The following is a 12,628-nucleotide window of genomic DNA, read 5'->3' as shown; positions in this document are numbered from 1 at the left end:
TTGAAACCCATATAGACTTCGCCTCATTTCAAGTTCAGAGGGATAAAATCGACCTGACTGTTCGAGGAGATTGAAAAGTGAGCAACCCCGGTACGCCGACGCTGGACCAGCTGCGTATCTTCCTGGCCATCGTCGATACCGGCAGTTTCGCCGCCGCCGGACGCAAGCTCAACCGCGCGGTCTCGGTCATCAGCTACGGCATCGCCAATCTCGAGGCGCAGCTCGGCGTGACCCTGTTCGAGCGCGAAGGCACGCGCAAGCCGGTTCTGACTACGGCGGGCCGCGCCGTCCTTTCGGAAGCGCGCGGCGTGGCCGAGGGAATCGACGGGCTCCGCGCCAAAGTGAAGGGCCTGCTCGACGGGCTCGAGGCCGAAGTGGACCTGGCGGTCGACGTCATGTTCCCGGCCGAACGGCTGGGCGTGATCCTTCGCGCCTTTGCCGCCGAATTTCCCACCGTCCAGCTTCGCCTCCATGTCGAGGCCCTGGGTGCCATCACCGCCATGGTCCTCGACGGGACAGCGGTGATCGGCCTGTCCGGCCCGCTCTTTGCTGGCGTGGAGGGGCTTGAAAGCGTGTCGCTCGGTTCGGTGGCCATGGTGCCGGTGGCCGCGCCGGACCATCCGCTTGGCCGCATGGACCCGATCCCGCCCGGCGCCGGGCGCGAATATACCCAGCTCGTGCTCAGCGACCGCTCGCGCTTCACCGAAGGCAAGGACTTCTCGGTGATGAGCCCCAAGACCTGGCGCCTTGCCGATCTCGGCGCCAAGCACGCGCTGCTGCGGCAGGGCATCGGCTGGGGCAACATGCCGCTGCCGATGATCGAGGCCGATCTCGTATCCGGCACGCTCATCCGCCTTTCGATGCCCGACCATCCGGGCGGCATCTATCGCTTCGGTGGTATCTGGCGCCGCGACACCCCGCCTGGACCGGCGGCGGCATGGCTGCTCGATCGTTTCGCCGCCCAGTGTGAGCTGGATACCAACCTGAATTCGCTTCCCGACATCTGAAAATAGGGAAACGCCCCCGGGCTTATAGTAAAAACCCTCCATTCCCGGACAGAAGCAAGACTGCAATCTTCATACCTCATGTATGGGATCTCGAATCGCGCGAAAAATCGGTTTGTCGCAGCCAATTACTATGCGACACTCCGTGACATCGCGATTTTCCCATTGTCGCGATTGGTTCGATCACCCGGGTCGAATCGATCGTCGGTCTGGAGAGTTGATCATGCTTCATGACGCCCTGAGCACCACGGCGAGCACGACAACGATAAATACGGGACAGGATTCAGAACATACTTATACCCCGCCCCTGCCGATCTCATCATCGGCAAGAGGCCACGCTGCAATGTGCAGGCAGGTTGCCGCGAACGACCTCCTCGTGCCGGGGTCGCCCCTGCCCGCCGAGGAGAACGACACTTCGGCAAAAGGCGGGCTTGCGGGATGGCAATTGCGCAAGGTCATCCGCCACGTCGAGGACAACCTCGGCCATTCGCTGCCCTGCTACGATCTGGCCGCCGTCGCGCGGCTGAGTACCGGCCACTTCTGCCGTGCGTTCAAGACCAGCATGGGCGAACCCCCGCATGCCTATGTCATCCGCCAGCGCATCCGCCGCGCACAGACGCTGATGCTGCATACCGAGGATACCCTCTCCGAAATCGCCTGCATGTGCGGGTTGACCGATCAGGCCCATCTCACCCGCCTGTTCCGGCGCATCGTGGGCAGCACGCCGAAAGTCTGGCGAACCCGGTGGCGCGCCCAGCTCGGCTGACATCACCGGCCTTTAGCGGGCAATCACCACCTCTTCACATCGAGATCCCGGCCATGATCGTGCCGGGACCGCGTTCGAAGCGCCTGCTCCTGCTGGACTGGCGCTATCGAACCGCCTTGGGGACTGGCGGCCTTCCCTCCCCCGCCACGTCGCCAGTCCCCTTTCTTCCGACACGGCTTTTCAATTATCTGGAACAAAACCCGCGATCTTATCCGTATTCCTGAAAGGCCGTTCCTGCGGCATTTCCTGGCCATCGAGGTTCCACGGCCCTGCGGAACCCTCTCCAGCAAGGACAATGCCATGAACACCGCAACTGCACAGCTTACCCCTGCCGCTTCCAGCGAAGGGATCATCCGTTTCCTGCCTCTGGTGGGACGCATCCTGATTGCCGCCATCTTCATTCTCAGCGGCCTCTCCAAGCTTTCCGACCCGGCCGGCACGATGGCCTATATCGCCTCCGTCGGCCTCCCCCTCCCCGCCGTCGCCCTGGCCGGAGCCGTTGCCGTCGAAGTCATAGGCGGCGCCCTGCTGATCTCCGGCTATCGCCTGCGCACCGTGGCAGCCGCCCTCGCCCTGTTCAGCCTGGTCACGGCCGTCTTCTTCCACGCCCAGCTCGGCGACCAGAACCAGTTCATCCACTTCTTCAAGAATGTGGCGATGGCTGGCGGCCTCCTGCAGATCGTCGCTTTCGGCAAGGGCCGCGACTGAACTTTCGGGATTGCACCGAACCCTCAGGAAGGGCCGCCGCGAGGCGGCCCTTTTTGCGTTTCAGATCCGCACAGACCCTACATACATACGTTTTACGGAGTTGCCGAAACCCGTTTCGTAAGGGTCGAACGCCCGAGTTTATTGAGCCTTAAACTCTCATTATCTGCCTACCCTTGACCGTCAGCCTGTCACAAAGAATACATATATCCGTTATACCTGCCGCCCTCAACAAGACAGGAAGGACTCCGTAAATGCGCAAGATCGCCCCCATTGCCCTCGCCCCCATTGCCCTCCTGGCCGCGCTGGCGGCAGCATCACCGGCCGCAGCCCGCGAACTGGCCACGCTGACCCGGCTGGACGATGGGACCGTCGAACTGAGCCGCACGGACACCGCCTCCGCCACCGTCTGGATCAGCGCCGACACCGCGCTCGACCGGCAGGACCAGCGCTTCGCCGCCTCCAGCAGCGCGGCCAGGCTCAAGTTGCCGATCCCGGCCGGAACTCGCAGCTACGTCATTCTCGAAGGCAAGGACGGCAAGACCACGGTGGTCGCCGAGCGCGTGCTGCCGCTTCAGCAGGGCAGCAACTTCCGCGACATCGGCGGCTACGTCACCAAGGACGGCCGCACCGTAAAGTGGGACAAGGCCTTCCGCTCCGGCGCGATGCCGCTCCTGACCGAGGCCGACTACGCACTGCTGGGCCAGCTCCATCTTGGCGCGGTGGTGGACCTGCGTTCGATCGAGGAGCGCGAAGTCGCGCCCGACACGCTCGACGACCGCACGGGCGCGCTGTTCCTGGCCAACGATTATTCGATCAAGCCGCTGTTCAAGGATATGGCCAAAAGCGGCGGCGAGAACATGTACCAGGGCATGGAGATCATGCTGGTCCCCCAGTTCCGCGCTTTGTTCAACCGCCTTCTCGCGAACGAGGGCGCGGTGGTCTACCACTGCTCGGCAGGTCAGGATCGCACCGGAATCGCCACGGCGCTGATCTATGATGTGCTGGGCGTCGATCGCGAGACGATCATCAAGGACTATCACCGCTCCACCGAGCTGCGCCGCCCGCAATGGGAAATGCCCAAGGTCGACCCGGCCGACTATCCGAACAACCCGATCCTGAAGTACTACGCCGCGCGGCCCGACGGTCAGCCCGCCAAGGCCGAGCCGCTCTACACGAAAAGCGGCGCCTCGCACCTTGCCCAGTTTTTCACTTATCTGGACCAGCAATACGGCGGAACCGAAGGTTATCTGAAGGCCAAAATCGGCCTTACCGACGCCGATATCGCAAAGCTGCGCGAAACTATGCTCGACTGAATCGAATGCCCGCCCGGCGGATCGTTACCGATCCGGCCGGACGGGCCGAGCGAAGCCGCCCTCGGGTCGCAATCGAAGGCAGCCGCGATGAAGGCCGGAGCAATGCCCCCCAGCTTGCTCCGGCCTTTTCGCGCTCAGGGTTTGCGCAAGGTCACCGCATCCAGCGGCTGCCCCGTCGCCGTGAAGGCGCGATAAGTCAGTGCGCCCTGGCTCACGTCTATCACCTGGTACGCCTGCGTGCGCGAGGCCGACTTGCGCGCCCAGGGCAGGCTGCCGACATCGTACATCTTCGGTCCTGCCACCGAGACGGCATACGTCGTCCCGGCATCGTCGGCGGAAGGTCCGTCCTTGCCGATCGCCCCGCGGGCATAGCCGTGATCGTGGCCCTGCAGCACCAGGTCGACCCGGTACTTGTCGATCAGCGGCTTGAGCGCCGCACGCAGCTTGGGATTGTCACGGCCGGGTTCGCTGGAAAACAGCGGGAAGTGCAGGAACATCACGGTCCAGTGGTTGGGATTGCTGGCCAGTAACCCATCCAGCCACTTCACGATGGCCTTGCGCGCCGCTTCGTCGCGGTCGACCTGCATGGAGTCGATCGAGATCAGGCGAAGGCCCTGATAGTCGGTGTACCAGCTCGTCTCGCGACTGGCGGGAACGCCGGCCGGACCATTCTCGGGCAGCGTGAACTGGCGGCGCCACTGCCCGTTGATCGAGGAACCGGCCCGCGCCGCCTCGTCCCGCACGTATTCGTGGTTGCCCGGCGTCGGCATCTGCGGCGTCTGGGCATAAAGGAAACCACCGGCGGCGAACCACTCGCCCCATTCGGCATCGCTGTCGTGGCGGTTGATGAGGTCGCCGGCATGGATCGTGAAAGCCGCGTCCCCGGCCTGCCGGAAAGCCATGCGCAAGGTGCGGGAAGCCTCCGACAGGATCTGGTTCTGCATGTCGCCCATGTAGATGAAGCGGAACGGCTTCGCCTCGCGCGCGGCGGTGCGGAACTGGAACCATTCGGACCAGTTGGCGCCGTCACCGACGCGGTAGGCATAGACGGTATCCGGTTCGAGCCCCTTGAGGACCGCCGAATGGTAGGCCGCGCGAAAGGCCGGGTCCTCGCGCACGGCCAGAGTGGCATCGTCGGTCCTGGCCGCCACCGTCATGGGCGCCTTCACGAAATCGGGACCATCGGTCGCCCGGGCGTACTGGACCTGCCCGGAGCGACCCGGCGCCGAGCGCCAGGTCACGGCCATTTCCGTCGCAGGATCGGCAGTGAGGTTCAGGATCACGCGCTCGGGCCTGACGGTGGCGGGCGCCAGCAGCTCCTGCTGCACGGCAGGCGCATCGGCGGCGATTGCAGGAACCGCAAAGCCGAGCGGCATAGACAGGGATTGGGACAGGGACAGCGCCCCTAGCAGGATGCGGGTTTTCATCGTCATGTCACTGCCCCTCAGAAGATCAGGTTGACGCCCAGCGTGATGCTGCGCCCGTTCTTGATGTAGGCGCGGCTCGCACCCGTCCCCGACGAGACCGTTTCCCAGTAAGTATGGGAATCGAAGAGGTTCTGGACCTGAAGCTGTACGGAAGACTTCTTCAGGAAGGTCTTGCGGAAGGTCAGGTCGACGAAGCTATAGGCCTGTTCGTAGGGGTTGTTGCCGAAGTCCTGGATCCCGCCCATGAACCGCGACTGATAGTTCCAGGCCCCGTAGATTTCCCAGCCCTTGCGCTCCCAGAACAGCTGGAGGTTGGCGATCGTCTCCGGCGTTTCCATCAGCGGCAGCTTGTAGCCGTCGGGATGCCAGGAAAGACCGGTCACCGCTTTCGAGCGCTGCAAGGTCAGGTTGCCGCCCACGCCCAGCGAGCCCAGGATCCCCGGCAGCCAGTGCAGAAGCTGCTGGCCGCTGATTTCCATGCCGTAGACTTCGGCGGACTTGCCGTTGTTCGGCATCGAGATCGCCACTCCGGTCGGGTCCACGTTCTCGCCCAGCGTTCCGTCGCGGATATTGCTGGAGGAGGAGCGGAACAGGAAATTGGTGATGTGCTTGTAATAGAGCGCGATCGAATAGGCCCCGGTGCGCCCGGCATAGTGCTCCAGCGACATGTCGAGGTTGAGCGAGCGCATCGGCTTGAGATTGGGGTTGCCCTGCTGGATCGCGGTCAGCACCCATTGCGAGACGGGGTTCTCCTCGCCGTCGCCATCGGGGTCGGTATCGTAGCCATATTCGCGCGCCGAGCTCATGCGCGCGATGTCGGGCCGCGCAAAGCTGGTCCAGACGGCGCCGCGCAGCTTGGTGCGATCGTCCAGTTCGTAATTGACGTGAACGGACGGCAGGACGTTGACGAAGCTCGAGGTGTCCGAAACGAAGCGCTCGCCCTGAACCAGGTCCATGTTCCAGGCATCGATCTTGTTGCGGGTGGCCTCCATGCGCAGGCCCGCGATCACTTGCGCCCGGCCGAAGCGGGCCGTGCCCATGGCATAGGCGGAAATGACCCGTTCGTTGAAACGGAAGCTGTCCTCGTTCGAAAGCTCCGCATCGTTGGGATCGACCGCGAAACCGTCGAAGATCTCGCTCTCGCCGTCCTCGGCACGCTGGAATTCGGCCAGCATCTTGCGGTTGTCGATGGTCGTGCCCAGGCGGTAGAGCCCGCTATAGGCCCCGCCGAACAGGCTGTTGACGTCCTTGCCGTAGAACTCCGAGAAATCGGCCATCGTGCCGTCCGCTTCCAGGTTCAGGAACGAGCCCTGATAGGTGCGGCGGCGTGAGTTGTAGAACTTGGCGCCGGTCTTGAACGATTCCAGCCAGGAATCGACCGGCTTCCATTCGAGGTTGAACTGCGCCTGCCACAGCTTTTCGCTGCTGCCGCCCACTTCGCCTTCGAGACTGCTGAAGTCGTATTGCGACGGGTCCTGCACCGCTGCGAGGCCTGCCGAATTGAGCAGCCACTTGGGAAAGCGCGAATCCTCGCTACTGCTGAACAGCACGCCCTGGTTGCCCAGCCAGCCATACTTGTCGCTGCGGAATTCCAACGTGTAGCCGTCGTCGAGATTGTCCTCGGACTGCGAGTAGGAGACGTCGTAGTCCACCGTCACTTCGCCAAGGCGCGATACGCCGCCGAGGTTGGCCGAAGCCAGGCTGCCGGTCTCGCGCGAGCCTTCCCAGAACCGACGCAGGCGGAAGCCCTGCGGGTCCCAGGTGCCCGAACCGCCGTTGAGGCTGTAGAACGACCGGGTCGAACGGTCGGCATCGGTGATGAGTCCGTCCCCGTCACGGTCGACGATCTGCCCCACCGTGTAGCCATAGATGCGGCCCAGCTTCGCGTCGTAGCCGGTGACGTTGTCGTCCGGCTGCAGCAGCGTGGTATCGTCCGTATCCACTTGCGAGAGGCGGGCCGAATTCTTCGAGGTATCGTTACGGAAGTTCAGGCGGTTGAGGAATTCGTCCTTGCGGTACTTGTTGTATTGCCCGCGAAAGTGAAAATCGTGATCGTCCGAACGGTAGTCGATGCTGGTGTTGGCGCCCCAGCGCTTCACGTCGGTCTCACCGAAGCCCAGGTCCATGCCACGCATGACGAAGCGGTTGGGATCCCAACCAAGCGTCTCGCTGTTGTCGTACCAGGTATCGGGCTGGTTATCGCCGTCGACCCCGTTCTGTTCGAACTGCGACTTGCGGCGACTCCAGCTGCCCGAGACATAGATGCCGAAATGATCGCTGAACTGCCGCGAAAGCGCGCCGGAAACCTGCCCGGACTTGCGATCGTCGTACTTGTCCAGCATGCCGCCCTCCACCGAGAGGCGCGCATATTTGGGCGTCTGGTCGAAGGCGGTGGGCGTGGAGATGTCCACCGATCCGCCCAGCGCATCGCCGTCGCGGTCCGGGGTCAGGGTCTTGTAAACGGTGATCTGTTTGATGCCGTCGGGCGGCAACACGGAAAGGCGCACGCCGCGATAGAAGTTGTTGTCGCGCGAACCGGCACCGCCAAGGCGCACGCCGTTGATCGAGTAGTTGTTCAGTTCGGTGGAAAGGCCGCGCACGGTGATGCGGTCGCCCTCGCCCGTCGTCGGGCTGCGCACGGCATTGACGCCGGGCAGGCGTGCGAGCGCTTCGGAGACGTTATTGGCGGGCAGCTTGCCCATGTCGTCGGCGCTTACCGTGTCCGAGACGGTGTCGTTCTTGCGCTTGATATCGAGCGAACGCTGGACGGCCTCGATATACCCGGTGACGACGATCTCGCTATCGCCTGCCCCGCCCCCGGCAGGTTCTTCGGCGACTACAGCCGCTACCGGCGCGGCACGGCGCGTCGCGGACACGGCGGCAGGGCGCGGCCTGGCGGTTCGCGCCTTCAGGATCACGGTGCCCCCGCGCATCTGCACATCGACATTGGCACCCCGCACCAGCTGCGACAGGGCCTGCTGTGCGCTCATCTTGCCCGAAAGCGCCATGCTGCGGCGCCCCCGCACCGCGTCGGGCGCCGCCGCCACCTGCATTCCGGTAACGCGCGAGAACTCCTGAAGCGCGCGGCCCAGGTCCTGCGCCGGAATGGTGAAGTTGTACTGACCCGTAGCCGCCTGCGCGGCCGGTACGGCAAGGCCGCCCCCGACCGTTGCCAGTGCTATCGCCAGCGCCGAGGCACAGGCCACGGCTTTATGGGCCAGGGCTTTATTCGAACGAAACATCATATCCCCCGTTGGATTAGGCATTCGGGGGGAAGACGCGCGCACCCGGCCGATCCCGACAAATATTTTTTCTTACATTTTCATGTCGTTATCAAGTAATCTTGATGACAGGTATTCCTGGCGACAGCGCGTCAAAGTCCGGCCTGAACTTCGTAGGGATATTCTAGCGCGGCGCCGCGCCTTTTCGGCGTTCGCCTTGACGGAAATTTCTCTGAAGAATCCTCAACGCGAAAGGACGTAGCGCGCCTTTTCGCGGCGCCAGTGCAGGTCGTGGATCGCCGCCAGCGCTTCCAGCACCATTTCCGGTTGGGATATCTGGAAGCGACCGGTCACCGGCAGCGTGCCCAATGCCGGATCGTCCAGCACCACCGGCAGATCCGATCCCCGGTTCATGCGCTGAACCAGCCGCTGGACCGAAGTGTCATCGGCATCGAACCAGCCGTCGATCCAGCCGGGATGATCCCCCCGCACGTCGCCCAGGCTGCGCACCCGGCCTCCGCCGACCTCGATGCCGTTGCCCGCCGGCAGGCGCCATTGGCGCCCCGCACCGGCATCCACGCTGACCAGGCCGCGATAGACGCGGACCACGCGGGTTTCGCGGTCGACCATGTCAATGTCGAAGGCGGTCCCCAGCACCGTCACGCTGGACGTCCCGGTATGCACCGAGAAGGTGCGCAGTTTCTCATGCGCGACATCGAAGAAGACCTCGCCCGACTGCAACGCCACTTCACGCGACCATGGCGTCAGGCGCACGCTCATCCGCGCGCCCCCGCTCATGCGCACCTTGGACCCGTCGGGCAGCAGCACATCCCGCGTCGCGCCCCGCGTCGCGGCATAGTCCGCCTCCGTCACCAGCGCGCGCGCGCCGAACGAGACGAGCACCACGAAGCACAGGGCAACCGCAGCGAAACCGGCGAACTGCCGCCAGGCCTGCGCCGCCCAGTTCGGAACTTCCGTGTCTTCGGCATCCCCGGAATCGAGTTCCCCGGCCGCCGCCGCGTCCAGCGCGTTCTGCAAGCCGCCCGACTGCCAGAGCGCCTGGAACCGGGCATAGCTTTCGACATGGCGGGGATCCTGCATGATCCAGCGGTCGAATTCCGCGGCCACTTCGGCATCGTGCAAAGGCCGGTTCATGCGATCGACCCACTGCGCGGCCTCGCGATCGATCGCGTCGAATTCCTGAGGCCGGGCGTTCATCGGCCTTCCCCGGAGACGTCCACACCGGCACGCTCCAGCGCCTGGCGCAAGTCGAGCAAGCCGCGCGTGATGTGCTTCTCCACCGCCTTCGCGCTCATCGCGAGGTCGTCGCCGATCGCGCGGCAGCTTTCATGGTTCAGGCGCCTGCGAATGAGAACTTCCCGGCGTAGCGGCGGCATCCGCCGCAGGCAGAGGGACAGCACATCCAACGCGCGGCGTGAATCGAGAACCCTGTCCAGCGAGGGATCATCGCTTTCCCATTCTTCGTCCACGTCCCCGAATAAGCGCGTCTCGCGGCGCTTCGCATCGACGATCAGGTTGTCCGCGATCCTGAAAGCCAGCGCGAAAAGGCTGCCGATCTGTTGCGTCTGGCTGAGAGCGATAAGGCGCGCAAGCGTTTCCTGCGCCACGTCGTCGGCCAGATCCGGCGCGGCCCCCTTCGCACGAAGATAGCGCAGCAGCGTGACCCGCACCGCATCCCAGTCCTGCGTCACCGCCGCAGGACGATCCATGGCATTAGAAAGCACGATTTTTTCGCCCTGCGCCCGCCGTCTCCTGTCCGGCGCAGGGCGCCCTAGGGCCAGTCCGTGACGGTTTGAGGAATACGACAGCATTGCTAAAAAAATTATGCCGGTTTGACTGCGCGCCGCAGACGGATTTGACCGCACCAGCCCGTACCGAACCTTCTGAATCATTGACTCAGGCCCGCCCCGAATCTACCGGCGATTTTTGCGATTGATTTGCAATATCCTGCTCTCGGGGGTTTATGAGCATGGCCAAGAGTGCCGCCAATGTCGGAGGAAACAGACGCGGGATCGGCCGCTGGAACGTCGCTGCGCGCATAATCGCGGCGATCCCGGCGAACTATCTCGTCACCTCGCTGGCTGCAGCCTGTCTTGCGCGGCTGCTGGCGCACGGCCTGTCGGTCAATCCCGCCGAGGCCAGCGTCACCGCGACCTTGCTGTCCTTCGCCATCTTCGCCACGATCGCCCTCTTCGCTTTCGGTCTTCGTTCCGTCACCCGGCTCTGGCTGTGGCTGACCGTGACCGCTGCGATCTGCGGCGGCATTCTCTGGTTGTCGCTGAGCATGGGAGAGCGGCTGTGAAGGAAGGTCTGCGCCAATCGATGGCGCTGCTCCATACCTGGACCGGGCTGCTGCTCGGCTGGTTGCTCTTCGCCATGTTCGCCACCGGCACCTCGGCCTATTTCCAGGACGAGATCACCCGCTGGATGCAGCCGGAGATCACCGGAAGCGCCGATCCGGTCGCCTCCGCCGAAGGCGCAGTCCGCTTCCTCCAGCGCACGGCACCGGATGCGGTAAGCTGGTACATTTCGCCCCCCAACAGCCGCAGCGCCACCACCCAGGTCTACTGGCAACCGGGCGACGGCAAGAAACCCGCCAGGCGCGGAGAGACCAGCGCCGTGCTGGACCAGTCCGGCAAGGAAGTTTCCACCCGCGAGACCCGCGGCGGCTTCTTCCTCTATCGCTTCCATTTCGACCTGCATTACATGCCGGTGATCTGGGCCCGCTATCTGGTGGGCGTGGCGGCGATGTTCATGCTGGTGGCGATCCTTTCTGGCATCATCACCCACAAGAAGATCTTCACCGACTTCTTCATGCTGCGCTTCGGCAAGGGCCAGCGCTCCTGGCTGGACGCGCATAACGTGACGGCCGTGATCGCCCTGCCCTTCCACCTGATGATCACCTTTACCGGGCTGGTCACGCTGGCGGTCCTCTACATGCCCTGGGGCATCGCCGCGAACTATGCCCAGACCTCCACCTACCAGGAGGCCGTCTTCGGCAAGACCGAGGAAGTCGCCCGCAGCGGCCAGCCCGCGCCTCTCGCGGCGCTCGGCCCGGTCATGCAGTCGGCTTCGGCGCATTGGGGCGGCAAGCGCGTCGGCTATCTGCGCGTCACCAATCCGGGCGACACGACGGCGATGATCAGCGTGACCCGCGCCCCGGAAGGCGCGATCGGTTCGCGCGGCGAGGAAGTGACCTTCAACGGCGTCACCGGCAAGCCCGTAGGCCAGAGCATGGCCAAGGGCGCCGCCCTGGCCACCGAAAGCGTGATGATCGGCCTCCACGCCGGCCGCTTCGCCGAATATGGCCTGCGCTGGCTCTATTTCCTGTCGGGCCTCGGCGGCACGATCATGGTCGGCAGCGGGCTCGTGCTCTGGACGGTCAAGCGCCGGACCAAGCTGCCCGATCCCAGCCGCCCGCACTTCGGCTTCCGCCTCGTCGAAAAGCTCAACATCGCGACGATCGCAGGCTTCCCCGCCGGTATCGCCGCCTATTTCCTGGCCAACCGGCTGCTGCCGCTGGACCTTGCCGAGCGCGCCGATCATGAGATCAACAGCCTGTTCCTGACCTGGCTGGCCGTGTTCGTCTGGGCGCTTGTCCGCCCCTCGGCCCGTGCCTGGCCGGAGATGCTGGGCCTGGTCGCAGTCCTCTTCGCCGCCGTCCCGCTGGTGAACGCCTTCACGACCGCGCGCGGTCTTCCCGCCAGCCTGCTCGCGGGGGACTGGCTGTTCGTCTCGTTCGATCTGGTCATGCTGGCGCTGGCCGCCGGTTTCGCCAAAGGCGCGCACAAGGCTGCCCGCAAGCGCGTGGAAGCCCCCCGAACCACCCGGCGCAAGCCGCAGGAGGCCATGACCGCATGACACATCTGTTCTGCACCCTGCTGGCGATCGCCGCCTTCGCCGCGCTCGCCGTCTCGATGAAACGCCACCAGCGCGATCTCGCCGGACGCGCACTGACAGCGCGTGAGACCAGCCTGGCGCGGGCCGGTGGATGGTCGCTCATCGCGGTGATCCTGGCAGTCGATGTCGCGGTCTTCGGCTTCGGCTATGCCCTGGTCGCCTGGGCCGGACAATTGACCATGGGCGCGTGGTTCAACGTTGCCTGGCTGTGCTGGAAAACCGCGCCTTCGCGGAAGGGCCGCTAAGGAACAATCGCCCGCGCAAACCT

Annotated in this window: 11 protein-coding genes; 7 read left to right on the top strand and 4 right to left on the bottom strand. The window is 64.4% G+C overall.

Annotation, left to right across the window (positions count from 1 at the left end; translation table 11 throughout):
• The first annotated feature begins 77 nt into the window (after positions 1–77).
• From NTCA1_RS00815 to NTCA1_RS00800, 4 genes are all read left to right on the top strand, one after another.
• Positions 78–1,007 carry a LysR family transcriptional regulator gene (locus NTCA1_RS00815; RefSeq protein WP_086492103.1) on the top strand — a complete coding sequence of 310 codons (930 nt, stop codon included), beginning with the start codon at positions 78–80 and terminating at the stop codon, positions 1,005–1,007.
• 340 nt (positions 1,008–1,347) lie between these two features.
• Positions 1,348–1,770 (top strand): helix-turn-helix domain-containing protein, encoded by a 423-nt coding sequence (locus tag NTCA1_RS00810; RefSeq protein ID WP_236549025.1) that lies wholly within the window; start codon positions 1,348–1,350, stop codon positions 1,768–1,770.
• 300 nt (positions 1,771–2,070) lie between these two features.
• The gene (locus tag NTCA1_RS00805) at positions 2,071–2,478 is read left to right on the top strand and encodes a DoxX family protein (RefSeq protein WP_159827307.1); all 408 of its coding nucleotides are present in this window, start codon (positions 2,071–2,073) and stop codon (positions 2,476–2,478) included.
• 251 nt (positions 2,479–2,729) lie between these two features.
• On the top strand, positions 2,730–3,791 hold the full coding sequence (locus NTCA1_RS00800; protein WP_159827304.1) for a tyrosine-protein phosphatase: 1,062 nt from the start codon (positions 2,730–2,732) through the stop codon (positions 3,789–3,791).
• Positions 3,792–3,925: 134 nt separating this feature from the next.
• Here NTCA1_RS00800 and NTCA1_RS00795 read toward each other — a convergent pair whose 3' ends face one another.
• The 4 genes from NTCA1_RS00795 to NTCA1_RS00780 form a co-directional block, all read right to left on the bottom strand.
• Positions 3,926–5,224, bottom strand: a complete 1,299-nt coding sequence (locus NTCA1_RS00795; protein ID WP_201282389.1) for a metallophosphoesterase family protein — start codon at positions 5,222–5,224, stop codon at positions 3,926–3,928.
• 11 nt (positions 5,225–5,235) lie between these two features.
• The gene (locus NTCA1_RS00790; RefSeq protein WP_201282388.1) at positions 5,236–8,460 is read right to left on the bottom strand and encodes a TonB-dependent receptor; all 3,225 of its coding nucleotides are present in this window, start codon (positions 8,458–8,460) and stop codon (positions 5,236–5,238) included.
• 222 nt (positions 8,461–8,682) lie between these two features.
• The gene (locus NTCA1_RS00785) at positions 8,683–9,657 is read right to left on the bottom strand and encodes a FecR domain-containing protein (RefSeq protein WP_159827298.1); all 975 of its coding nucleotides are present in this window, start codon (positions 9,655–9,657) and stop codon (positions 8,683–8,685) included.
• Complete coding sequence (locus tag NTCA1_RS00780; RefSeq protein WP_159827295.1) at positions 9,654–10,352, bottom strand: RNA polymerase sigma factor; 699 nt, start codon at positions 10,350–10,352, stop codon at positions 9,654–9,656. Before NTCA1_RS00780 ends, NTCA1_RS00785 begins: the two co-directional genes overlap by 4 nt.
• 77 nt (positions 10,353–10,429) lie before the next feature.
• On the opposite strand from NTCA1_RS00780, the gene NTCA1_RS00775 reads away from it, so the two are divergent.
• Genes NTCA1_RS00775 through NTCA1_RS00765 form a run of 3 tightly spaced genes read left to right on the top strand, consistent with a single transcriptional unit; the run spans position 10,430 to position 12,605 of the window.
• Positions 10,430–10,762, top strand: a complete 333-nt coding sequence (locus NTCA1_RS00775) for a hypothetical protein (RefSeq protein ID WP_159827292.1) — start codon at positions 10,430–10,432, stop codon at positions 10,760–10,762.
• Positions 10,759–12,321 (top strand): PepSY domain-containing protein, encoded by a 1,563-nt coding sequence (locus NTCA1_RS00770; protein ID WP_159827289.1) that lies wholly within the window; start codon positions 10,759–10,761, stop codon positions 12,319–12,321. Before NTCA1_RS00775 ends, NTCA1_RS00770 begins: the two co-directional genes overlap by 4 nt.
• On the top strand, positions 12,318–12,605 hold the full coding sequence (locus NTCA1_RS00765) for a DUF3325 domain-containing protein (protein WP_159827286.1): 288 nt from the start codon (positions 12,318–12,320) through the stop codon (positions 12,603–12,605). The genes NTCA1_RS00770 and NTCA1_RS00765 overlap by 4 nt, the downstream gene beginning before the upstream one ends.
• Positions 12,606–12,628 lie beyond the last annotated feature (23 nt).

Source organism: Novosphingobium sp. TCA1, assembly GCF_009811895.1.
In the GTDB taxonomy this organism is placed as follows: domain Bacteria; phylum Pseudomonadota; class Alphaproteobacteria; order Sphingomonadales; family Sphingomonadaceae; genus Novosphingobium; species Novosphingobium panipatense_A.
The sequence above is the reverse complement of the archived record's forward strand: the minus strand, read 5'-3'. Positions and strand labels throughout refer to the sequence as shown.